The sequence below is a fragment of the Aeromonas sp. 2HA2 genome (genome assembly GCF_029237345.1).
GTDB lineage: Bacteria > Pseudomonadota > Gammaproteobacteria > Enterobacterales > Aeromonadaceae > Aeromonas > Aeromonas salmonicida.
Window position 1 is genome coordinate 133,442 of sequence record NZ_JAACGB010000004.1, and the last position, 23,314, is coordinate 156,755.

Sequence of the window (23,314 nt, forward strand, 5' to 3'; positions counted from 1 at the left end):
AACTGTGGGTAACAAAAGAGGGAGGCTGATGCCTTAATGCCAGTCAGTTAAGCCTGACTGGCATTGTTTTTATTGGCTTGTTTGACACTGTATTTCTGTGGCCTTGGCTTCACGCAGCGGGGGTAACTTCGTTCCCTTCGTGCCGGCAGCACAAACTGCCCCGCCTGCTGCTCCAGCTCCGCCACCCGCTTCGGGATAGTCCCCGGCGACATGTACGGCATGCAACTCAGTTCATGGATGAGGTACACCGATGCCATGTGAAAGCTCAGCTGGCTTGCTGTGTATCCCTTTAGACTCGCCGCCATCTTCACCATCTGGCTGCGCAGCAGGTTGTACGCCAACAACACGCCCCACAGCTCTTGCCGTATCCCCATTGCCTTCTTGCTACGCAGGGTCAGTCGGTGTTGTTGCAGGCTGTGCTTCATCTCCCGATAGCCCAACTCGATTTCCCAGCGATGGCTGTAGAGCTCGACAATCTCGGCACCCGGAAAGCGCATCGGGTCGACCATTGAGGTCAGTACCTGCCGCTCCTTGCCGTTGATAGTGCGGGTCAGCAAGCGGGCTTCCACTGTGTCCGGCAGTTGCGGCCACTTCTTGCGTGCCTGTGGACTGGTCTTGAGCTGCACCAATGCATCCTGGCGCCCCAGCTTGCGTACCACCTCGTATTGCGTGCCCTTTTTGAGCGGCAGCAGCCAGTGACGCTCGCTGCCAGCAGTTTGCCAGGCGTGTAGCAGACCGAGGGAGTAAAACCCCTTGTCGAACAGGGTGAGCGAGTGGTCCGGTGTGCGTGCAATGAGCTGTTCGGCCAGCGCCATCTCGTTGACGGCGCAGCTCTCCATGACAGCCTGAACAAGCAGATGACTGGTCAGCTCCATCTGGCAGAGCATGCGCACCTGCGGATAAGCGGTCTCCCCATGCTGGGTACCGGGCTTGGCAAAGGCGGCGGCATTGTCCGGGGTATCAGGCGTGCGCCACATCACGCCATCGACGGCGAGCAGTTGCAGCCCGGCCCAGCCGGGGTGATTGGCCTGCTGGTGCCAGCCTGTGGCGGTTTCGTGAAACAGCCGCTCAATGCTCTTGTGGCCAAGCTTTTGGCGAGCTTGCAGGAAGGCGCTGGGGGCAACAAAGGGACGGTCGCCGGGCAACAGGATATCAAGCTGATTGACCAGCTGGGTCATGGGGACGTGGCGGAAGATAGCCATGCCGATGATGGCCCAGACCAGGCGCTCCATGGGCATACGGCGGCGACGTAGGGTCACGACATCCTCTTCGGCGAGCAGCGTCGTGATGAGCTCGGGCGGAATGAGGTCAGAAAGTGACTCAAACTGAGCAGCCTTGCTAGCGTGGAGGAAGTCGAGAGCGTGAGCGATACGCATAAAAAATCCGAAACCAAATCAACAGGTTTCGGATTTTTACACATCAGCAGGATCGGTCAATGGATCCTTAACTGATCGGCATTAAGGCTGATGCCTCCCTCTTTTTTATTGTGCTGACTGCTCCCCCCAGCCCTCAGGCCACATTGCAAACCATCGGCTCCTGCTCAGCAGGTGCCTCACCAAAGCGCAGCACCCGATGGCAGATCTGGCGCAGCAGCGCCTGCTGGTGGCTAAAAATCAGGATGCCTAGCCCGCGCTGCTCGCACTCGCGCATCAGCTCCTGCCAGAGCTGGCGCTGAATTTGCGGATCCAGCTGGGCGGTCACCTCATCTGCAATCAGCAGACGAGTGCGGGGATCGAGGGCACGCAGCAGCGCGATGCGTGCCAGCTCGCCGCCAGATAGCTGACCCGGCTTGCGACCAAGCCACTCGGGCTTGACCATAAAGCGGGCCAGCATGGCCTCATCGGGGCGCCATACATCCCATAGCGCCTGCCCTGTGGTGCGATAGGGATTGAAGGTGAGTTCCGGGTGCTGGGGCACCAGCTGGATGGGGTTATAGCCTTTTACCTGTTCAGGTACCGGCTGCCCATCCAGCAGGATCTGCCCGCCTGCCCGAACCGGTTGCCAACCGGCCAATACCCGCCCCAGCGTGGTTTTGCCATAACCGCTGGGGGCAGAGATACCGAGCCGTTCGCCCGCTTTCACCGTCAGCGACAACCCCTGCCAGAGGGGGCGTTCCCCCTGGGCAATGGTGAGATCCCGTACTTCAAACATCAGGAAACCTCCGGCACAGAGAAGAGTGCGTTGAACTCCGGCAGCGCCTGCCAGTGGGCACGGAGCATCTCGCTCCCCTGCCCCTGTTGCAGGTGGTGGCTACTCAGGGTATCGCTCACCTGCCCCTGATGCAGCGCCACGATGCGATCGGCAAAACGGGCCGCTAGCGCCAGATCGTGAGTGACCCAGAGGATGCCGCTGCCCTGATTGGCCAGTTCGCGCAATTGGCTGAGCAGCAGACAGGCCAGCCCTTCGTCGAGCCAAGCGGTGATCTCGTCCGCCAGAATGTAGCGGGCGCCGCCGAGCGCCGCGGTGCAGGCCAGAATGCGCTTGGCCATGCCGCCGGAGAGCTGGCGTGGATAGCGGTCCAGGGTGGCAGCAGGCAGCTGGTAGCGCTGCAGTTGCTCGCCGAGCCGCTCGCGAGAACCGTTCTGACCGCAGAGACGAGCCGCGCGGCCCAGCTGGCGCTCCACCGTCAGCAGCGGATTGAGGGCGCTCACCCCCTGCGGCACATAGCAGAGGGTGTGGCCACGCAGACGGGCCCGGCTGGCGTCGCACAGGGGAGTGCCATCGAGGGAGAGGGTGCCGCGCATCCGCAGGTTGTCCGGCAGCAAGGTCAGTGCGCTTTGCAGCAGCAGGCTCTTGCCCTCGCCACTCCCCCCCACCAGCGCCACGATTTCCCCCGGCGCCAGTTGCAAGCTGATATCGGTCAGCAATGGCTGCCAGCTGCGCCGCCCCAACCAGGAGTAGTGGGCCGCCTCTATGGTCACATGGTCAAAACTCAACATGGTTCACTCCTGTGCCACAGCAGCTGCTGCAGGGCGCGAGTAGCCTGATCAAACAGCAGTACCAGCAGCAGCAACATCAGCCCCGGGAAGAGCGCCAGCCACCAGCCACCACCGGCCAGATAACGCAGGGCATCGGCCAGCAGCAGACCCAGGGAGGCCTCGTGGGCCGCCAGCCCAAAGCCGAGAAAGCTCAAGGCTGCGCTGTGCAGCACCGCATGGGGAAACATCAGCAAGGTGCCGATAAACCACTGGGGCAACAACCCCGGCAGCAGGTGGATGCGCCAGCGACGCAGCGCCCCCATCCCCTGACAGCGGGCCAGCACCACGTAATCGCTGCAGGCGATCCGCCGCGCTTCTGCGCAGAGAATGAGCGCCAGCTTGGGCCAGTGGGTCAGCGCCACCGCCAGGATCACTCCGCGCATGTCGCCCCCCACGGTAAAGCAGATCAGGATCAGCAGCAGCATATGGGGCAGCGCCAGCATGGCATCGATCACGAGGCGCACCGCCACATCGCATCTGGGATGAATGAGCGACACGCTTGCCGCCACCATGGCCAGCAAGCCACTGCAGAGCGCCGTGCTGATCCCCAGCTCCAGACTGGTGAGGGTACCCTGAAAGGCCCGCAACCAGAGATCCCGCCCCATCTGATCGGTGCCGAACCAGTGGGCCAGCGAGGGGGGCTGCTGGCGCGCCAGCAGATCCATCGGCACATCCTGAGCCGACAAGCTCCAGCCGTAGGCGGCCAGCAGCGCCAATCCTGTCAGCGCCACGCCGAGGCGCACTATGGAGGGAAGCGGATTAAACAGCATGCTCGCCCTCCCAACCCCGGTTGATGTGGGCCAGCAGCAGGCTGGCCACAGTGTTGCCAATAAAGACCAGCAGGGTGCAAAAGAGCACTATGCCCATCAGCAAGGGGATATCCCCCCGCAGCCCCGCATCCACGGTCGCTTGCCCGAGCCCCGGATAAGAGAACACTTTCTCCGCCAACAGCGACCCGCCAATCAGCTCACCGAGGGAGGCAAACTGCAGGCAGAGCGCCGGGGTCAGGGCGTGGCGCAGCACATGAAAACGCAGCATGGGCCAGCCGCCATCCCCCTGAGCGCGGGCGTAGCGGATAAAGTCGCTCGCCAGCACCTCGGCCACCCGCCCCCGGGTATGCAGGGCAATATTGCCCAGCCCGAGCAGGGCGAGCGCGGTCACCGGCAACAGCAGATGGCGCGCCCGCATAGCCCAATCCGCCTCATCGGCTGAGAGGCCCGGCGTCCAGGCGCAGCAGACTGGCAGCAGCGGCCAGTGCACCGCAAACAGGGCGAGCAGCAAGAGGCCGACCCAGAAGGTGGGCAGGGAGGCAAGCAGGTAGGCAAAACGGCAAATCAGGCGATCGGGCCAGCGGTTGAGATAGCGACCGGCGCAGAGGCCCAGCAGGATGCCGAAAAAGCCGGAGAGCAGCCAGGCCCCCGCCAGCAGCAGGAAGGAGGCAGCAAAGCGCTGGCCTATCACCTGAGCCACAGGCGCGTTGTAGAGCATGGAATAGCCGAAATCCCCCTGCAGCACCTGGGTAAACCAGTGCCAGTAGCGCAGCCACAGCGGCTGATCCAGCCCCCAGCGGGCGGCGATGCGGGCGTACTGCTCCGGCGGCACATGGAGCAGATCATTGCCGATATAGGCCTTGATGGGATCAATGGGGGAGTAACTCAGCAGCACAAAGGTGGCGACCGAGACCAGACAGAGCAGCCCTGCCAGACGCAGCAGGGCTTTTAGCAACAGATAACCGGAATGACTCAAGGGCGAACTTAACGGCACGTCCACCGCCAGTCAGAGAGGTTGTTGAGCAGGGACCAGCTGCCGTGGATTTCCGGCGCCCCCTTGCCAAGGTCGATGCAGCGGTTGGCCAGATACGTGTGCTGCACATTGAGCAGCCAGGCCCAGGCGGCATCCCCCTGCACCCCGGCGCCTGTCTTGCCATCCCACTCCACCTGCTGCCAGAACGGCACGGCCGCCTGCCAGTTCGGGGCATCGAGCGCCTGCTTGAGGTGGCCATCCACCACGGGGTTGCTGTAGTAGCCTGGGTTGTAGAACTCAACGCCGCCGGAGCCGCTCTGGTAGTGGTGATAAAGCTCCATGGGATCCAGACTCCCCCACCCCATCAGCACCGGATTGGCGTGCATCTCCCGCTCCACCTGCTCCCAGCTGCCAGATTTGAGGCTGACATCAAGACCTATGGGTTTGAGCATGGCGCGCACCGCTTCCGCCAGATCCCGGCGGGTACTGTCGCCACTGGTGTACCAGAGGATAAAGGCGGCGCGCTGGTCACCCTTGTGGCGAATGCCATCGCTGCCCATCTTCCAGCCAGCCTCGTCGAGCAGGGCGTTGGCATGGGCGACATCGCCGTCCTTGAAGGCGGTGGCTTTGTTCAGCCAGGGCAAGCCTTCCACCGCGCTGTAAGCGGGGATGGCGTGCCCTTCCAGCAGCTGGTCGGCCAGCAGCTTGCGGTCGATGGCATAGTTGATGGCGCGGCGCACCGCCACATCGGCGGTCACGTCGTTGCCGATGGGATAACCCTTGGCATCTTTTTTAGCCTCTTCGCTACGCTTGCTCGCTGCAGGAATGGGGAAGACGATGCCACGGTTCTCCACGCTTGGCCGTACCCACAGCTTGAGCGAGGCAGGTACGGTAGGCGCCAGCGACGGGGGTATGCGCACCAGATCGAGCTGGCTGCTCTGGGCGGCGGCATAGGCGCTCTCTTCATCGATAAAGACAAACACCAGCCGTTTGAAATCATTGATGCCGCCGGCGTAATAGGGATTCGCCTCCACCACCAGTTGCTGACCGGGCAGGAAGCTCACCAACCGGTAAGGGCCGGCACCGACAGGCTTTTGAGCGTATGCCTTGGGATCGTAATCCTTCTTCGACACTATGCCGAGGGATCCCAACACATTGACGAAGGTGCTCTGGGGGGCGCTCAAGACGATGGCGACCTCAGTGGACGAGACCACCCTGGCCGAGACAAAGTTACCCATGTCGATCTTGCCGCCGCCCTCGGCCGCGCTGTTGTAGGTAAAGGCGACATCTTCGGCGGTGAGCGGTGCGCCGTTGGAGAATTTCAGGCCGGGCTTGAGGGTGATAAGCCACCCCTTGCCATCCTTGTTCGGGGTCACCGATTTGGTGAGCAGATCCTGCCAGCTGAGGTCCGCGTTTTGCTTGAGCAGCGGGCTGTGCAGCAGCAGGTAGCTGCCGTGACTCCAGCCAAGCAAGGGGTCAAACCCTTCGGTGGGTTCGGCGCCGATGGCGAGCTTGAGTTCGGCAGGCACAGGTTGGGCGGCCAGTACGGAATGAGAGAGTCCGCTTGAGAACAGGGCCAGCAAAGTGGCCGCGACGACAGGCACACCCTTGCGGCAGCCATGGCATTGAATGGTCATAAGATTCCTTGTTCGTTTGTACCACTCACCTCGAAGAAAAACGTCAAACGAAGAAGCGAGTGAGGGGCCAAAACGGGCCCCTATTCTAAACTTGATTTCGCGTGAAACCTAGCGGCTATGCCAGTTGGCCACGACGAGCACCAAACAGCCGTCTGCGCCCCAGATCCACGCCAGCAGCGCCTTGCTGCAGCGGCAAGGAGTGCAGCATCTTGAGGGTGCTGCTCACCAGCGAGCGCCCCTCCTCGGCCCCGAGATGGGGATCGAGCGGCGACATCAGGGAGCAGGCCAGCAGCTGCCCCGTCTCGGGCAATTCACCCACCATAAAGGTCATGTTGCCGCAGGGGAGCTGCAGGGCGAGCCGATCGCTGCTGCTGCGCACCGGCCATAGGTGATCCGGCCCCGGCAGCACCACCAGGCTCAGCATCCAGGGGGTGAGCACGCAGCCGAGCCACTGCTCTTCAAACAACACGCACTCGGCCACTATGGGCATGGTGGCGTGATAGAAGGGCAGCCCTTGCATCTCTTCGCGGGCGATCCGCTCGTACTGGGCCACCAGCAAAGGCGCGGGATTGCTGGCAAAACCGATGAACTCCTGCACGGCTTCAACCTCGCTTAAATGGGACTGCGCCATAGGCCCTCCTGCTCTTGCTTTGCCCGCTCGGCATCGGAAAGCGCAATGGCGGGGGCGCCAACGGCGGCCAGCAGGGTCAAAATCCGATCCTTCGCCTCCCCCATCGCGGCCGCCACTAGCGGGGTGAGGCCGATGCGCGGTTCGAGTGATTCAGGCTCAATGCCAATCAGGGTGAGTCGCTTGGGCGACTCCCCCGTCATGTGCAGCGCCGAGAGCACGTCCGCCAGCCCCAGCTGGTGGGGGGAGATCTTGCGGCCAAACAGGGTCGGGATCTCCTCGCCCTGCAGGGTCACTACTGTGCCCGGCGGGTTACCGCTGCGCACCGCATCCGCCAAAATGATGTGGTCGCGACTGGCCATGGCTTCCAGCAGCTCCATACCGGCGGTGCCGCCGTCCAGCAGCTCGATGCCGGGGGCGAAACGGTATTCGCGCCCCAGCGCCTCGACGAGGCGCACTCCCACCGCCTCGTCACTCAACAGCAGGTTGCCCACTCCCAGGATCAGGGTGTTCATCACAGCACCTTCACCTGAGTCACTTCGCCATTCTGGGTATCCACCACGTGCACCGCGCAGGACATGCAGGGGTCGAACGAGTGGATGGTGCGCACCACTTCCAGCGGTTTGGCGGGATCCGCCACTCGCGTGCCCACCAGTGCCTGCTCGTAAGGGCCGGGCTCGTCATTGAAGTTGCGCGGACCCGAGTTCCAGGTCGACGGCACCACCGCCTGATAGTTGGCAATCTTGCCCTCCTTGATGACGATCCAGTGGGAGAGCATGCCGCGCGGCGCCTCTTCAAAACCCACCCCGCGAAACTCCTTGTCCGCCGGGATCTCGGCCTTGATGTAGGCGGTAAAATCCCCCTTGCCGATGTTGTCGATGAGCGCCTTCCACTGGTGCGCCAGGGTGTCTTTCAGCACGCAGCAGCGCACCGCCCGGCCGATAATGCGGCCCATGGTGGAGTGCAGCTGTTCGGTCTTGATGGCAGAGCCGGTGAGTGCCTTGTAGATGCCGTTCAGCTGATCGAAGTGAGCCATCGTCTCCGGGTGCTTGGCAGCCAGTTTCACCAAGAGGTCTGCGAGCGGCCCCACCTCCACCACCTTGCCGTAGAAGGTAGGGGATTTGACCCAGGAGTATTTGCCATCATCCTGCCAGCCGGTGTAGCTGGGTTCGGTTTTGCCCTCCCACGGCTTGAGAGGCTCATCATCCTTGTACCAGGCGTGCTTGTTGCTCTCGGCAATGCCGTCCATCAGCCAGGCATCCTGATGGCTCTCGATGGGGCGATAACCCGCAAGATTGCCATTCTCGATATAGCCGCCCGGCATCAGGAAGCTGCCACCGTCGGCGTCGGTGGGGAGTTCGGGCACGCTCAGGTAGTGCCTGGCCCCCTGCCCCAGCGCCAGCCACTCGGGATAGTGCGCGGCTATGATGGCGGCATCCACCTTGTAGACCTGCTCGATGAACTCGCCGAGCCGGTCGATGAAGCTCTTCACATAGAGCAGCCGTTCCAGGTTGAGCACGCTCGGCGCATCCAGGTTGATGGGGTTGGCCACCCCGCCCACCGCCAGGTTTTGAATGTGCGGGGTCTTGCCCCCCAGAATGGCGACGATGCGGTTGGTATCGCGCTGGCACTCCAGCGCCTGCAGGTAGTGGGCCACTGCGATGAGGTTCACCTCCGGGCTCAGCTTCATCTCCTTGTGACCCCAGTAACCGTTGGCAAAGATGCCAAGCTGGCCGCTCGCCACCAGGGCGCGGATCTTGTCCTGCACCTTGGTCAGCTCTTCGGCGCTGTTGAGGGACCAGGTCGACACCCCTTTGAGGATGTCCGCCGCCTTTTGCGGGTTGGCCTCAAGGGCCGCCGTGATGTCCACCCAGTCCAGCGCCGAGAGCTGGTAGAAGTGGACTATGTGATCGTGGATGTTGTGGGCCGCGATGATGAGATTGCGGATGTACTGGGCGTTGACCGGCACCTGGGCACCGATGGCGTTCTCCACCGCCCGCACCGAGGCGATGGCGTGAATGGAGGTACATACCCCGCAGATGCGCTGCACTATCATCCAGGCATCGCGCGGGTCGTTGCCCTTGACGATCTCCTCCATTCCGCGCCACATGGTGCCGGACGACCAGGCCTTGGTGACTATGCCGCCTTCGATCTCGCAGTCGATACGCAGGTGCCCCTCAATACGGGTGATGGGGTCTATGGTGATACGTTGGCTCATACGTTGGCTTTCCCTCGGGCCTGATAATCTTGGTGAACACGTTCAAGTGATGGCAGTACCGGCAAGAGCCGGATCAACAGCAAATAGGCACACACCTCGATGGCGACGAAGCCCAAGGAGATCAGCACCTCCTCCGCGGAGGGGAAATAGTGGTAGCCATTGCCGGGGTTGAAGGCGAGCAGGGAGTAATCCAGTCGCCAGAGGGCCGCGCCCAGCAGCATGCTGAGGGCCCCCAGGAACAACATGCGCGAATCCCGGCGGCTCTTGTCCCAGTGGAACACCAGCAGCGGGAAGATCATCAGCGCAATCTCGCTCCAGAACATGATGGCGTAGCGATTGAACTCGGAGAGATAGGCCGACTTGTCGTTGATGACAATCTCGGCAAAACGCAGCGCCACAAACAGGATCAGGAAGATGTCGATCACCTGGGTCAGCTTGTAGAAGAGCGACTTCTCGTTGGGACCCCGCCCCGCCAGCCCCGCCTGCACCAAAGAGCCCTCAAACACCACGATGGAGAAGCCCATGATGAAGGCGGTCAGCAAGGAGAAGACCGGCAGCAGCTCGTAGCTTTGCCAGAGCGGATGTATCTTCTCCCCCGCCACTATCATCAGGGAGCCCATGGAGGACTGGTGCATGGTGGGCAGCAGGGCCCCCAGCGCCAGCACGAAGAACATGATCTTGTTGAGGCGAATGAGTGAGGCCTTCCAGCCAAACTTTTCCAGCAGCACGGGCGCGAACTCCAGCGCCATCACCCCGATATAGATGGTCATGCAGACCGCCGTCTCGAACAGCACAGAGGAGGTGTTGAAGTGGCCGGGCAGGTAGAAGTACGGCAGGTTCCAGTAACGCCCCACGTCTATGGTGATGGAGAGGCCCCCCAGCGAATAGCCGAACAGACTGGCCAAGAGCGCCGGGCGCACCAGGGGGTGATACTCGCCCCGGTTGAACACATAGACCGCCCAGGCCAGCGCCCAGCCGCCACAGGCGAAACCGGTCCCGATCAGCAGGTCAAAGGAGATCCACAGCCCCCAGGGATAACCTCCGTTGAGATCGGTAACCGAGCCCAGCCCGAAGAAGAGGCGTTTGAGGATCAGCATGCCACACAGCACGGCAAAGGGGGCCAACACCAGTACGGGCCAGCTGACCAGCTTGCCGCCGAGCGGATACGCCTTGTGATTACTCATGCTCCTTGCCTCCCTTTTCATTGCCCTGCTTGCCCGAGCCCTGATCATGGCCATCGCCTTGATGGTGATCGTGGCCGTTCTGCTTGCTGTTGCGACGAATGAGCACCGAGAGCCCGGTCAGCACCACCATGGGCAGCACCATCCCCTTGTAGAGGGTGTGCTGGATATGCTCGGAGCGAGCACCGGAGGAGAGCTCCGGCAGGTCGGGCATGTCGAGCTTGGTGTAGGGCACCCCGGCCAGCACCAGCACCTGGGTACCGCCCCCCTCCTTCTCGCCATAGACGTAAGGCTGGTAGCTCGGCACCTCATGCAGATAAGGGTCATTGGCGGTAAGGGTCTGGCGCGGATAGGCGTATTCGCTACCCGGGCTCGCCAGCAGGCGGCGCTTGGCCTCGGCCATCAGATCCTCGCGGGTACCAAAAATCACGGCGCCGGTCGGGCACACCTCGACACAGCCGGGCGGCTTGCCCTGATCGATCCGCTCAAGCCCTTTCTGGTTGCACAACTCGCACTTGTGGATGGCCCCCAGCGGGTTGTCGTAATCATATTTGGGCACATCGAATGGGCAGCCCACCATGCAATAGCGGCAACCGGTACAGACGCTCGGGTCGTAGTGGACTATGCCGGTCTTGGGATCTTTTGTAAGAGCCTGCACCGGACAGACCGAGACGCAGTTGGGATCGACGCAGTGCATGCATTGCTTCTTGATGTAGGCATAGCCATCCACCAGTTTATCCTTATGCTCACCCGTGCCGCTCTTCCACACCTGAATGATGTTGTTGGTGTAGGGCGTCAGCTTGTCGTTGGTGGACCAGGTCTGTGCTCCCTCCGGATTGGACGGGTTGCCATTCAAACGCTGGCACTCCGCCACGCAGGCCTGACAGCCGACGCAGAGGGTGGAGTCATAGAGCATGCCGAGCGACCCGGGAATGGGCGGCTTGTTCTTGGCCGCCGCCAGCGCAGTGCCAGGCACGCTTGCCCCTGCCGCCAGTGCACTGGCAGAGGCAAATTTGAGAAAATTGCGTCTGTTCACGGTCACTCCTCCCGTGATGGGTGCTGCCCGGCTTCGTGGCGCTTCTGCTGGCGACCTAGTTCACGCACCGTCATCAGACTCACCCCCACCAGCACCCCGAGGGCCCCCCCGATGAGACCCGTGGCTGTGGGCGAGGTATAGCCCCCCTCCTGGATCTTCACATCGGGTTTATCCACACGCGGGGTCGGGTTCTCGACCTTGGCCAGCTGGAAGATCCCCTTGCTGAAACCCACCCCCTGCTCGTTGCAGCCATAACAGGGGTGGCCGATGCCGACCGGCCAGATGCCGCCGCCCACATCGCAGAACTCCAGGGTCGAGCAGTTGCCGTAGGTCTCTGGTCCCTTGCAGCCCAGATGGTAGAGGCACCAGCCCTGACGGTGGCCCTCGTCACCAAACTCCTTGGCAAAACGCCCTGCATCGAAGTGCGGACGACGCTCGCAGTTCTCATGGATAAGGCGCTCATAGGCAAACAGCGGGCGCTTCTTGCTATCCAGCGCTGGCAGCTTGCCGTAGGTGATGTAGTAGGCGACCGTGGTGAGGAAGTTGTGGGGGTTGGGCGGGCAGCCGGGAATATTGATGATGGGGGTGCCGATATTGCCGAGGGCCTCTTCGAGGCTGACGGCACCGGTCGGGTTGCCACCGCTGGCAGGCACGCCACCCCAGGCAGAGCAGGAGCCGATGGCGATGACGGCGGCAGCATCCGCCGCGGCGCGTCGAATATGGTCGACGATGGGCTCACCGGCCACCATGCAGTAGACGCCGCCATCTTTGAGCGGAATGGAGCCATCCACCACCAGCACGTACTTGCCTTTATAACGCTTGATGGCGTTGTGCTTGTTCTCTTCCGCCTGATGACCAAAGGCCGCCGAGAGCACCTCGTGATACTCCAGCGAAATGGTGTTGAGGATCAGGTTTTCGATGGTGGGGTGGGTGGCGCGCAACAGCGACTCGGTGCAACCTGTGCACTCCTGCGCGCCAATCCAGATCACCGGCGGTCGCTCCGGGCTGGTGAGCGCAGCAGCCATCTTGGCCACGGCATTCTGGCTTAGACCCAGGGTTGCGGCCATCCCGGCGCACAATTTCATAAAGTCACGGCGATTAATTCCATGAGCCGATAAAAAATTATCCTCGACCATTCTTCTTATTCCCGTTAGTGAGCACTTGTTTGATAAATGCTTAATGACGGAAATGCTAAGGACTCCCCTCTCCTCACGTGTTGATCTTTATCAAGCCACAGGGCATTACCAAAATATAAAACCCATCACCATTAATCAAAAAAACCATATGTAGCAAACCCTTAACTCTTCCAGTATCGGCTTACACAAATACCCACAAGGGGGTAATTAATGCTGAAATTGAATTAACAACATTAAAATTACACGTTAATTCTCGATGCTAAATATTCAGAGCGGATACCTGATCACACAAATTATCCCATGCAGGTGTTACTGACTCTGAGTAATCCCGGTGAAAATAAACACCGCTACCAAATACACCTTTGTTTAATGTAAATGAAATATTACTGAAGCGAACGGAGGTACCAATAAGACGCGCTATCACATGGCCAGATATTTAATCAACAGACATGAGAAGCTGACACGAAGAACCTCAAAATGGTCGTCCAGTTGCTGTGCACGCCCTCCAATGACGACAGCGTATCATAAGCACGCCAACCAATGACTCATACGAGAGCCTTCATCATTGCCTCGGAGGCCCTGCATGTACATATTGCCCTGTTCCAAATACCAGCGACATATCATCGCTCATCAACACAGGGTTTCTCGTATCAGGCATACAGAGATAATGGAAAAGAGGGGGGGAAACCACTGTGGATTTTTCTCTTGTCGCTATGCCCCCTTGCGATCCTCCGGGAGCAATTCGTTTCCTGGCTGCAGACAGAAATAATTCCCCGACAAGAAAACACGATAGAAATCACCAGCCAAAAAACATTGGCAGATGAAAATGCCATGATTTTGTCAAAAAACGATTATTCATCATACACTATTTACCATTACAAGCACGACTGGTAACATAATTAAAACATAAGCAGGTGTATGTGCTAACAGTGTAGTGACCACGCCCCCTACAAAGTCGCTACCTGTATTGAAGCAGTTCACCATGGAGGGCTCAGACAAACTGGCCGATATTTTATATCCATATACCAGTGAGGGTTTATTTGTAAAATAGGTATTAGCTCGTCAGCACATGGCTGAATATAAAGATAATGCCTATGCCAATTAGATATTCAAATGACATTGTAAATCTTTAATCGCACAAGGAGTGCGATGACTGAATGACGTTTGCCAAACACGCCATGCTTATTGTGCTGCCGGCAATATCCATCTTCATTTTCATGGAAGAAATAACCCATCATGAATACTGTTACTGCCAGCATCGATGTGGATGCACTGCACCATAATTTTGCCGTTGTGCGGCGCCATGCTCCCCACAGCAAGATCATCGCCGTGCTCAAAGCCAACGCATATGGACATGGTCTGTTGCAAGTCGCCAATACCCTGTCTCAGGCGGATGCCTATGGGGTGGCGCGGATCGAAGAGGCGCTGGTTCTGCGGGCAAACGCCATCACCAAGCCCATTCTGGTGTTGGGTGGATTCTTCTCGGCAGAGGCACTCCCCCTGCTGGCGGCTCACGACTTACAGACCACCATTCATACCTGGGATCAGCTGGCACTGCTTGAGCAGGCCGACCTGCCGACACCGATCACCGTCTGGCTCAAGCTTGATACGGGAATGAACCGGCTGGGGCTCAGGGCGCAGGATATTCCCGCCTTTGTCGAGCGGCTGGCCAACTGCAAGAACGTGGTGCAGCCCTTTCATCTCATGACCCATTTCAGCCAGTCCGACGAGCAGGACAGCCAAGCCACCCCGCAGCAGATCGAGGAGTTCAATGCACTCACAGCACGGATGCAGGGCGAGAGGGCCATGGCCAACTCGGCGGGGATCCTGGCCTGGCCAGACTCTCGCAGCGACTGGATAAGGCCGGGTATAATGCTCTATGGCGCCTCCCCCTTTGGCGGACAGCTGGCATCCGATCATGATTTGCGTCCCGTCATGACCCTCAAGAGTCAGCTCATCGCCATCAGACAATGCGAGCGAGGGGAGTCGGTAGGATATGGCGGCCATTGGGTGGCCCATCATGACACCACTCTGGGCGTGGTTGCGGTCGGCTATGGGGATGGATATCCACGCATGGCACCTCAGGGAACCCCTGTGCTCATCAATGGTCGGCGGGTCCCCATAGTGGGGCGAGTGTCCATGGACATGATCACGGTCGATCTTGGGCCCGGTGCCGGTGACAAGACGGGGGATGAGGTGATTCTGTGGGGGGATGGCCTGCCGGTGGAGCAGGTGGCAGAAAAGATAGGAACCATCCCTTATGAGCTCCTGACCCGGCTCACGTCGAGAGTCGTCATCAAACCCGCCAGCAAGCGGGGCTTGTTGACGACAGCAAGCTGATGTGGCCTGCATTGTCATCTCTCACTCGCACAATGGCGTACCTCCACCATTGAAGTGAATAAAACCGGCACCATCATTTTGCCTGGCGTGTGGCTGGCATCATGACCAGCCACCTTTTGCTGTCCTGTTGCATATTCCATGCGTCGCTGCATGCAGCTGGCCCTGACACTCGATGTATTCATGCCTTCCATACACAGATTGCCCGATTCCTCCATGCAGATGCCACATCGCGGCTGACAATATCTCCTCTGCCACACCATCAGCCGGTACATCTTCAGGCACAAAAAAGCCCCATGGATCTCATGGGGCTTTATCCATTCATAGCGGTACGAAAGACATGACCAAATAGCATCGCACACAAGGGGGATATCGCAGAAAAATGGCACATCTGAAAACAAAAAAACCGACCATCAGGTCGGTTTCTTTTAAAGATGGCGGTGAGGGAGGGATTCGAACCCTCGATACGTTGCCGTATACACACTTTCCAGGCGTGCTCCTTCAGCCACTCGGACACCTCACCATATTTTTACTTCTTTGAAGTGGCTTTCGGAGCACGCTACGCGCGCTTTCTTGCCGACTTCGTCGGTGGGCAGCCACTCGGATACCTCACCAAATTTTTACTTCTTTGAAGTGGCTTTCGGAGCACGCTACGTGCGCTTTCTTGCCGACTTCGTCGGTGGGCAGCCACTTGGACACCCCACCAAATTTTGGTCTGTTGATTAACGTGTTCAGCCAACACTGGGTTCGCAGCACTGTTGCGCTGGAACGGGGCGTAATTTAGGGGAAAGCCCCGCCTGCGTCAACGGCTTTTTTCGCCAAAGAAACCGTTCGCACATTTAACGCACAAATCAATGCACAGATTCGGATCCGACCTGGATTTCAGGCAGATTCAGGAAGCCGAGGCGCTCGCATTCAGAGACCACTTCGTGGGTCGCGGCCGTAGTACTTTCAACGAACAACAGGAACTGCTCCACGGAGAGGCCTGCCTTGGTGAAGACGGTGTGACCGACGATGAGGCGCGGCAGGTTGTCGTCGATGATATCGAGGAACACCTTGAGCGAGGGGTATTGCATGTTGAGACGACCCAGTTCGGCCATCAGCGGCAGCAGCGCCGAAGGGCGAACTTCCAGTTCGGATGAAAACAGCAACCCTTCCTCTTCGACAAAGATCCGGCTCTCCTGAATGCCGTCGACAGACTGCAGGGAGACAATGTGGATGCCATGACACTGGTCGCAAACATAGTGCTCGATGCGAGCCTGCTGCAACCAACGCATTATCATTTCAGAGCTGGGGATATTCATCATTTCCACGACACGATAAGGATCAAGGGGCGCAGTCTAAACCAATTTTCCGGCAACCAAAAGTGCAGTGGCCGGATAAGCGGGGGCCCCGCTTCTTTTTGGCAAGCGCTATGCATATACTCAGCCCATTCTCGCCCCCCCTTCGCTCGACAGAAGGCCAGATGACCATCCAAGAAAAGTATCGCCTGCATCTGAAATCCCTCTCGGATGAACTGCTGACTCTGCAAAAGCCCATCCGTATTCTGGATGCCATCAAGTGGCCCCGTCATCTTCAGGCCGAGTTTCTGGCCAAGGGGGGACGAGCGTTGCCCGCCATCGGCCAGCACTTCTACGAAACCCTCCCCCTTGGCTTCGATCCACGCAACAAGTATCTGGAGCTCAAGGAGCTGAGGGACAGGATCCGCAGAAAGCTGGGCCCCCAGGACGATCTGGGCCGCATCCTGCAAGAAACGGTCGATCAGTACATGGTGGTGATCGAGATGCTCCGCCAGCGCGGGCAACCTGACTTTCTGCGCTACAGCCAATTGCTCTATGGCTCCGCCAGCGACCACCTGCGCGGCGATCGCAAAACCCTCAAGGAGCTGGGTGCCCGTCTGTGCGATATCTTTTCCCTGCCCGGCGCCCGTCATCTGGTGCGCCCCTATCCCAAGGAATTCGAGGGAGAAGCGGCGGTCGCCAAGCTGCAGGGCAAGCTGTCGAGCTACTTCAGCGAGGGGACTGTGCAGGTCAAGTTGAGCGATGGCATCGTTTCAGATGCCGCCGCCGGCGGGGATTACATCAAGCTCAGCTCCCACGCCCGCTTCTCCGAGCTGGATCTGCAAGTGCTGGAAGTACACGAAGGCTGGGTCCACGTGGGCACGACCTTGAACGGCCGCCAGCAACCCTACGCCACCTGGCTCAGTGCCGGCTCGCCGCGGATCACCGCTTGTCAGGAGGGGCTGGCAGTATTGATTGAAACCCTCACCTTCAGCTCCTTTCCGGATAGGGCCAAGCGCATCTCGGACAGAGTGATGGCCATCGACATGGCGGAGCACGGCGCCGACTTTGTCGAAGTGTTCCAGCACTTTGTGAAACAAGGCACCAGCGAGCACGATGCCTACAAGATCACTCAGCGGGTATTTCGCGGCGGCATGGTCGAAGGGGGGGCCTGCTTTACCAAGGATCTCTCCTACGTGCGTGGCTACGTGGAAACGGTCAACTTCATTCGCAGCGCCGTGCTGGAAGGGGTACCTGAAATCCTGCCCATGCTGTTCGTCGGCAAGGTGATGCTGGATGACATTCCCGTGCTCTATCAGCACTATCTGGAGGGCTTGATCGATGCCCCCCGCTATCTGCCCCCCATGTTTCGCGACCTCACCGGACTCTATGTCTGGTTTGGTTTCGCCTCCGGCATGTCTCTGGTGGACATAGGCCGGGTACAGCACCATTTTCGCCAACTGTTTCACCGCCTGCCGGTGGCCGACCCCATCATAGCGCCGGTGGATATAGAGATAGACTGAGCCGCGGGCGGCAACAAAAAAGGCGCCATAGAGGCGCCCTTGCGGTCATTCCTATCAGACTATTTATATGCCCGCCCGGCCAGATAGTGCTTGCGGCACAGGGACACATAGCGATCGTTGCCGCCTATCTCCACCTGCTCCCCATCGCGCATCACCTGCCCGGCTTCGCTCACCCGTGAGTTCATGTGGGCCTTGTTGCCACACCAGCAGATGCTTTTGAGCTCCTCAAACTTGTCAGCGAGGCATAGCAGATGGTAGGAGCCGGGGAACAGCTCCCCCCGAAAGTCGGTCTTCAGACCATAGGCGATCACCGGAATATCCTGCTCATCGACGATGCGGGCCAGCTGGTAGACCTGTTCGCGGGTCAGAAACTGGGCCTCATCGACGATGAACACATCGATGCGCTTTACTGCATGGCGCGCCTTGACCATGTCGAACAGATCGCAGGTATCACTGAACACCTCCACCTTCAACTCCAATCCAACCCGGGCACTGATCACCCCGGCGCCGAAGCGATCGTCGATGGCCGGTGTCATGGCCAGGGGCTGCATGCCACGCTCCAGATAATTGAAGTGGGCCTGGATGAGCTGGGTGGATTTGCCTGAATTCATGGTGGCAAATTTGTAGTGCAGTGAAGCCATTATGCTGTTCCGAAACTGAATTTATGGGGCGCATGCTAACCAAAGCCCCGGACAAAACCAAGGGGCCCATGGGCCCCTTGCTCTTCCAGTGTGTTTTTTGTGCGTTATGCGGTGACCAGCGCCGGCCGTGTTTTCGCTTTGCGCAGGTGATAAGTGGTAAACACCACGAACCAGAGCGCACTGACGCTAAAGCCCGCCAGCACGGAATGCATCAACCCCATGGCCAGGTAGCCGAGCGCGGCACCCAAGGCGATGGTCAGCGCATAGGGCAGTTGGGTCATGACGTGATCGATATGATGGCAACCGGCACCCGTGGCAGACAATATGCTGGTACTGGAGATGGGCGAGCTGTGATCCCCGAACACTGAGCCTGCGAGTACGGCGGCCAGCATTGGCAGCATCAGGCTGATGTCGCTGGCGGCCGCCATGTCACCGGCCAGGGGCAGCATGATGCCGAAGGTGCCCCAGCTGGTACCGGTGGCAAATGCCATGGCGCAGGAGAGGATAAACACCACAGCAGGCAGCACTTCGATTGGCAGGTTGCCGTTCGCCAGGGAAGCCAGATATTTGCCGGTTTCCACATCCCGCACCACAGAGCCGATAGCCCAGGCAAACAGCAGAATAGTGATCGCCGGCAGCATGGCCATCACCCCTTGGGGCGCGGCCTTGATCCAGTTCTTGGCACCCAGCTTGAGGCGAAGCGCCAGACCGATGGAAACCACCAGGCTGCACAGGGCACCGTAAACCAGAGAGGAGCCGACATTGGTGTTCTCGAGCGAACCGAGCACGCTGAAGGGCAGCCCCTTCTCGCTCAGCACGGCAGCCCCTGAGTCAATCATGAAGTAGACGGTTGCGGCGGTCAGCGTCAGGATCGGCAGCACCATGTCAATCATGCCGCCATTGCTCTCCTCCGGGCTCTCCATATCCAGACCGATGGGACGGCCCTTGGATTCATCCCACAGCTTGCCTTCCAGCGCCCACTGCTCATGTTGACGCATGGGGCCGATATCGAGCTGAAACGCGATCACCACCAGCACCATGACCAGGGTGAAGACGGCATAGAGATTCATCGGGATCATCTCGACAAACGCAGCAATCGGGCTCTGCTCGGTCAGACCGTGCGCCGCCATGATGCCGCCTACCAGGGCGATAATGTAGGCCCCCCAGGAGGAGATGGGCATAAGCACACAGACGGGAGCCGCAGTGGAGTCGAGCAGATAAGCCAGCTTGGCGCGGGAGATCTGGAAGCGATCCGTCACCGGACGGCAGATGGCTCCCACCGACAGACTGTGAAAGAAGTCATCAATAAAGAAGGCAAACACCATCATGCCGGTGAGCGCCTTGGCACCCTTGCGGGTCTTGGCACGGCGCTCGGCCCACTCGGCAAAGGCGCGGGTGGCGCCGGAGACGCTCATCAGGCTGATGAGACCACCCAAGAGCAGCATGAACAGTATCATGTTGACGTTGTCACGATTGAGCGCGCCATCGACCCAGAAGATCTTGAGCACTGTGTTCAAGATGTAATGCAGGGAATCGAGGGGAGAAAACTGATTGAGCAGCAGGCTGCCGGTCAGGATCCCCGCCCCCAGCGACAGCAGGACGCGGCGGGTCAGGATCGCCAGGGCGACGGCCAACAAGGGGGGAACGACAGACCAACCTGAGTCGGCGTACTGAATGATGTCCATGATCTCTTTGCACCTAAAGACAGCAGGTGGAGATCTACCGAGAGGATAAAGAAACAAAACCCATGGGGAGGTCATACTCCTCAGCCCCTTCAGGTAGCGCTCCATAGTGGATGACTATGGCAGTCCTGCACCTGTTCGATGCAGAACCAGCAGCCCGGTATGATGGCCTGGCTACTTCGGCGCTGACTCCTTTCCTTGTGCATCACAGGCATCACCCTCCGCACAAGTAGTCATAGGCAGCGCGCCTCTACTTAAAGGTATTCGGCGCACATTTTATCGTGCTGGTACGTTATGGCAAGTTTTTTGATTAAATCCCCACGCTGGCCATTTTAAAATGGGGGAAAGGTAGTCAAATGGTGCAAATATTTTGGTTTTGTCGCTATTTTCACCTGCTTGGAACTCAGTCGGGTATGACGTATTCAATATTACTGAATCCAGTCTGAACTCAAAACAGTTCACTTATTTTTCACGCTGAATTTATTATTTTGCTTATCTTGACTTAATAGCAAGCTGGCGTATAAATTACCCAAAATTACTCTTTTCATTTAATTCTCTCCTTTGCTCGCGTGGTGGACACTATGAACGAATTTTTGAAAGTACTGCTGAATATCCGTAGCTTGCGCGCAGCGTGCCGTGAGTTGACTCTGGAACAATTGGAAGAAGGCCTGGAAAAACTCTCTGCTATTGTTGCCGAACGTCAGCAGGATGAAGCCGCCGATCGTCAGGCCCGTGAAGAACATCAGCGCAAAATTAACGAATATACCGAAATGCTGAAAGCCGCTGGCATTGATCCTGCCGAGCTGGTTGGCACAGTGGCTAACGAGCCAGCCAAGGCTGCGAAAAAAGGCAAGCGTGCCCCACGCCCTGCCAAATACCGCTATCTGGATAATGGTGTTGAAAAAACCTGGACTGGTCAGGGCCGTATGCCTTCCGCGATTGCCAAGGCCGTTGCCGAAGGCAAATCCATCGAGGAATTTGCCATCTGATTGGCAAATCACCGACCAATAAAAAACCTCGCACTGCGAGGTTTTTTATTGCCTGATATAACGCCATCAGCCCCGTTCGGCCGCCTTGACCCAGAGCACTTCCGGCGTCCCGGTGCAGGCCAGCAGGTAGCGGGCTATGGTGAAGAACCAGTCACTCAGCCGGTTTACATAGGGCAGTATGGCCGGATTGATCTGCTCTGTACGACTCAAACTCAGCAGCAGGCGCTCACAGCGACGGGTCAGGGTTCGCACCACGTGAGCTTGGGCAGCTGCACGGGAACCACTGGGCAAAATGAAATTGCGCAGCAAGGGTAAATTGGCGCTGTAGGCATCGATTTGCTGCTCGAGGCGCAAGGTCCATTCGTTATTTACCTGCCAGATGGCCTCATGCTGGCCATCGCTGGAAAAAGCCAACTCCCCACCCAAATCGAACAACTCTTGCTGCAATAATACCAGATCGGCTAATAAACCGGTTTCAGCTGCGGGCACCTCCGCAATGAGCAGACCTATATGAGAATTCAATTCATCGATATAGCCATAGGTTTCTACCCGCAGCTCATCCTTGGCCAATTGCACACCATCGGCCAGTCGGGTCATGCCTTTATCGCCCTGCCTCGTATATATCCTCATACCGACATCCTGTTAATAATGGGAACAATCATGGATTCGAGCCCGTTCAGCTTGATTTCATAGGCAAGGGCCAGCGTTTGACCCAGCGCACCGGCAGGAAAACCAGTGCGCGCCATCCACACCAGATAGGGCTCCGGAATATCGATGATCCGCCGCCCCTGATATTTACCGTAAGGCATCTTGTTGGCCAGGGTGAGCAGCACACGCTCGTCGGATAACCACTCCATATTAATCAATATCCAGATATTTATGAGTCTGGATAGATAGCCGCCAATTACGGGCAATACAGACTGCCATCGCCAGCTGGGTAGCACGGGGCTTCTGGCTGATGGGCTGCAGCGCAATTTCCACATCCGGGCGCAAAGTGGCGGTTGCCAGCAGGGCATCGAGCTCCTCGATATGGCGCTCGGTCGCGACCGGGTGCTTGATTTCGTTGGCACGCTCAAGCGCCGATACCAGCACGGGCAGGCCCCCCTTCATACCAATCTTGGGTGAGACAGTGACCCAGGTACTGTCGTGAGTCTTGATCTCGCTGGTACCGCTGGTTTCGATCTGCACCTGATATCCCGCCGTCAGCAAGACGGTGGAGAGCTCATGCAGATCATAGAGGCAAGGCTCGCCCCCCGTGATCACCACATGGCGAGCCTGATAACCCAGCTGCTGGAAACTGGCCAGGATCTGATCCGTGCTCATCTTGCTCCAGCTATCAGACTCGTTGGAACAGTCCAACACAGCCTGTACCCCCACTTCACGAGCAGGATCGACAATCCAGGTATGACGGGTATCGCACCAGGGACAACCCACGGGGCAGCCTTGCAGGCGAACGAAGATGGCGGGCAGGCCGGTGAAGATGCCCTCCCCCTGGATGGTCTGGAATATCTCGTTGATTGGGTAGTGCATCACGGTCACGGCTTGTTGCAAAAGTCGCGGATTATACCCCAAGCAAGGGCAAGACGCAGGCTCACAGTCCGCTTTTCTCACACAATCCGGTTTTCTCGTACAGCCGGGCCATGATCCCCGCCTTGTCGGCCAGATACAGATCCAGCCCCCGGCTACGCAGTTCGCAGGCAGGACAGTGACCACAGCCATCGCCAGCAATGCCGTTATAACAGGTGAGTGTCTGCTGGCGCACCGTCTCCAGGTGGCCGTAGTAATCCGCCAGCGCCCAGGTTTCAGCCTTGTCGAGCCACATCAGCGGGGTTTCAAAACGGATGCTGCGATCAAGCCCCAGAGAGACGGCCTGATTGAGCGACTTGACGAATTCGTCACGGCAATCTGGGTAGCCGGAAAAATCAGTCTCGCACACCCCTGTGATCACCGCCTCGGCACCCACCTGGTAGGCATAGATGGACGCCAGGGTCAGAAACAATATGTTGCGGCCCGGTACGAAGGTGTTGGGCAGGCCGTTGTCCTGCAATTCACCACTGACCGGGATCTCGTCCCGGGTCAGGGCCGAGACGGCCAGTTCATTGAGCAGGGTCACATCCATCACCTTGTGGGCGGCGATCCCAAACTGAGTGGCCAACCGGCGAGCAGTCTCAATCTCCTCCCGATGGCGCTGGCCATAATCGAAGGTAATGGCGTGCACCTCGTCATAATGGGCCAGAGCCTGTACCAGACAGGTGGTACTGTCCTGGCCACCACTGAATACCACGACGGCTTTTTTCACGTTCAT

General features: G+C 58.9%; 22 protein-coding genes, 1 tRNA gene and 1 riboswitch. Of the genes, 3 read left to right on the forward strand and 20 right to left on the reverse strand.

Annotation, left to right across the window (positions count from 1 at the left end):
* Positions 1–47: 47 nt before the first annotated feature.
* The 12 genes from GWQ29_RS08080 to hybO form a co-directional block, all read right to left on the reverse strand.
* Positions 48–1,376, reverse strand: coding sequence for an IS4 family transposase (locus GWQ29_RS08080; RefSeq protein ID WP_275919179.1), 1,329 nt, complete (start codon positions 1,374–1,376; stop codon positions 48–50).
* Positions 1,377–1,509: 133 nt separating this feature from the next.
* A complete protein-coding gene (locus GWQ29_RS08085) occupies positions 1,510–2,151 on the reverse strand; it encodes an ATP-binding cassette domain-containing protein (protein WP_021140352.1) in 642 nt (213 codons plus the stop codon).
* Positions 2,151–2,939 carry an ATP-binding cassette domain-containing protein gene (locus GWQ29_RS08090; RefSeq protein ID WP_275919180.1) on the reverse strand — a complete coding sequence of 263 codons (789 nt, stop codon included), beginning with the start codon at positions 2,937–2,939 and terminating at the stop codon, positions 2,151–2,153. The genes GWQ29_RS08085 and GWQ29_RS08090 overlap by 1 nt, the downstream gene beginning before the upstream one ends.
* Positions 2,933–3,748, reverse strand: coding sequence for an ABC transporter permease (locus GWQ29_RS08095; RefSeq protein ID WP_275919181.1), 816 nt, complete (start codon positions 3,746–3,748; stop codon positions 2,933–2,935). The genes GWQ29_RS08090 and GWQ29_RS08095 overlap by 7 nt, the downstream gene beginning before the upstream one ends.
* Complete coding sequence (locus tag GWQ29_RS08100) at positions 3,738–4,748, reverse strand: ABC transporter permease (protein ID WP_275919182.1); 1,011 nt, start codon at positions 4,746–4,748, stop codon at positions 3,738–3,740. Before GWQ29_RS08100 ends, GWQ29_RS08095 begins: the two co-directional genes overlap by 11 nt.
* Positions 4,733–6,358, reverse strand: coding sequence for an ABC transporter substrate-binding protein (locus GWQ29_RS08105; protein ID WP_275919183.1), 1,626 nt, complete (start codon positions 6,356–6,358; stop codon positions 4,733–4,735). Before GWQ29_RS08105 ends, GWQ29_RS08100 begins: the two co-directional genes overlap by 16 nt.
* Before the next feature lie 115 nt (positions 6,359–6,473).
* Positions 6,474–6,989 (reverse strand): hydrogenase-2 assembly chaperone, encoded by a 516-nt coding sequence (gene hybE / locus GWQ29_RS08110; protein ID WP_275919184.1) that lies wholly within the window; start codon positions 6,987–6,989, stop codon positions 6,474–6,476.
* On the reverse strand, positions 6,971–7,501 hold the full coding sequence (locus GWQ29_RS08115) for a HyaD/HybD family hydrogenase maturation endopeptidase (RefSeq protein WP_275919185.1): 531 nt from the start codon (positions 7,499–7,501) through the stop codon (positions 6,971–6,973). The genes hybE and GWQ29_RS08115 overlap by 19 nt, the downstream gene beginning before the upstream one ends.
* Positions 7,501–9,204 (reverse strand): hydrogenase 2 large subunit, encoded by a 1,704-nt coding sequence (hybC, locus tag GWQ29_RS08120; protein ID WP_275919186.1) that lies wholly within the window; start codon positions 9,202–9,204, stop codon positions 7,501–7,503. Before hybC ends, GWQ29_RS08115 begins: the two co-directional genes overlap by 1 nt.
* Positions 9,201–10,388, reverse strand: a complete 1,188-nt coding sequence (gene hybB / locus GWQ29_RS08125; protein ID WP_275919187.1) for a Ni/Fe-hydrogenase cytochrome b subunit — start codon at positions 10,386–10,388, stop codon at positions 9,201–9,203. The genes hybC and hybB overlap by 4 nt, the downstream gene beginning before the upstream one ends.
* Entirely contained in the window at positions 10,381–11,421 is a 1,041-nt protein-coding gene (gene hybA, locus GWQ29_RS08130) for a hydrogenase 2 operon protein HybA (RefSeq protein ID WP_275919188.1), read from the reverse strand. Before hybA ends, hybB begins: the two co-directional genes overlap by 8 nt.
* A 2-nt stretch (positions 11,422–11,423) precedes the next feature.
* Positions 11,424–12,557: a hydrogenase 2 small subunit gene (gene hybO, locus GWQ29_RS08135; RefSeq protein WP_125608912.1), complete on the reverse strand. Its 1,134-nt coding sequence runs from the start codon at positions 12,555–12,557 to the stop codon at positions 11,424–11,426.
* A gap of 1,236 nt (positions 12,558–13,793) precedes the next feature.
* On the opposite strand from hybO, the gene alr reads away from it, so the two are divergent.
* Positions 13,794–14,897 carry an alanine racemase gene (alr, locus tag GWQ29_RS08140; RefSeq protein WP_275919189.1) on the forward strand — a complete coding sequence of 368 codons (1,104 nt, stop codon included), beginning with the start codon at positions 13,794–13,796 and terminating at the stop codon, positions 14,895–14,897.
* 432 nt (positions 14,898–15,329) lie between these two features.
* On the opposite strand, the gene GWQ29_RS08145 is transcribed toward alr, so the two are convergent.
* Together GWQ29_RS08145 and GWQ29_RS08150 are read right to left on the reverse strand one after the other, a co-directional pair.
* Positions 15,330–15,417 (reverse strand) — tRNA-Ser (locus GWQ29_RS08145).
* Positions 15,418–15,745: 328 nt separating this feature from the next.
* On the reverse strand, positions 15,746–16,201 hold the full coding sequence (locus GWQ29_RS08150) for a YbjN domain-containing protein (RefSeq protein WP_080561576.1): 456 nt from the start codon (positions 16,199–16,201) through the stop codon (positions 15,746–15,748).
* 158 nt (positions 16,202–16,359) lie between these two features.
* Here GWQ29_RS08150 and GWQ29_RS08155 point away from each other — a divergent pair, with 158 nt between their 5' ends.
* Entirely contained in the window at positions 16,360–17,697 is a 1,338-nt protein-coding gene (locus GWQ29_RS08155; RefSeq protein ID WP_275919190.1) for a flavohemoglobin expression-modulating QEGLA motif protein, read from the forward strand.
* Positions 17,698–17,756: 59 nt separating this feature from the next.
* Here GWQ29_RS08155 and GWQ29_RS08160 read toward each other — a convergent pair whose 3' ends face one another.
* Together GWQ29_RS08160 and GWQ29_RS08165 are read right to left on the reverse strand one after the other, a co-directional pair.
* Positions 17,757–18,338, reverse strand: coding sequence for a thymidine kinase (locus GWQ29_RS08160; protein ID WP_005315094.1), 582 nt, complete (start codon positions 18,336–18,338; stop codon positions 17,757–17,759).
* Positions 18,339–18,442: 104 nt separating this feature from the next.
* Entirely contained in the window at positions 18,443–20,023 is a 1,581-nt protein-coding gene (locus tag GWQ29_RS08165) for a Na+/H+ antiporter NhaC family protein (protein WP_275919191.1), read from the reverse strand.
* Positions 20,024–20,109: 86 nt separating this feature from the next.
* Positions 20,110–20,281: riboswitch (Lysine riboswitch) on the reverse strand.
* A gap of 320 nt (positions 20,282–20,601) precedes the next feature.
* Between GWQ29_RS08165 and GWQ29_RS08170 the strand changes: the two genes are divergently transcribed.
* Positions 20,602–21,009, forward strand: a complete 408-nt coding sequence (locus tag GWQ29_RS08170) for an H-NS family nucleoid-associated regulatory protein (RefSeq protein WP_058394089.1) — start codon at positions 20,602–20,604, stop codon at positions 21,007–21,009.
* Positions 21,010–21,075: 66 nt separating this feature from the next.
* Here GWQ29_RS08170 and GWQ29_RS08175 read toward each other — a convergent pair whose 3' ends face one another.
* The 4 genes from GWQ29_RS08175 to queC all read right to left on the reverse strand — a co-directional run bounded on the left by GWQ29_RS08175 (position 21,076) and on the right by queC (position 23,308).
* Complete coding sequence (locus GWQ29_RS08175) at positions 21,076–21,639, reverse strand: cob(I)yrinic acid a,c-diamide adenosyltransferase (protein WP_111588731.1); 564 nt, start codon at positions 21,637–21,639, stop codon at positions 21,076–21,078.
* Complete coding sequence (locus tag GWQ29_RS08180; protein WP_005315061.1) at positions 21,636–21,866, reverse strand: DUF3820 family protein; 231 nt, start codon at positions 21,864–21,866, stop codon at positions 21,636–21,638. Before GWQ29_RS08180 ends, GWQ29_RS08175 begins: the two co-directional genes overlap by 4 nt.
* 1 nt (position 21,867) lies before the next feature.
* Positions 21,868–22,539, reverse strand: coding sequence for a 7-carboxy-7-deazaguanine synthase QueE (gene queE, locus GWQ29_RS08185; RefSeq protein WP_265461875.1), 672 nt, complete (start codon positions 22,537–22,539; stop codon positions 21,868–21,870).
* Positions 22,540–22,600: 61 nt separating this feature from the next.
* Complete coding sequence (gene queC / locus GWQ29_RS08190; RefSeq protein ID WP_256683933.1) at positions 22,601–23,308, reverse strand: 7-cyano-7-deazaguanine synthase QueC; 708 nt, start codon at positions 23,306–23,308, stop codon at positions 22,601–22,603.
* Between the last annotated feature and the right edge of the window lie 6 nt (positions 23,309–23,314).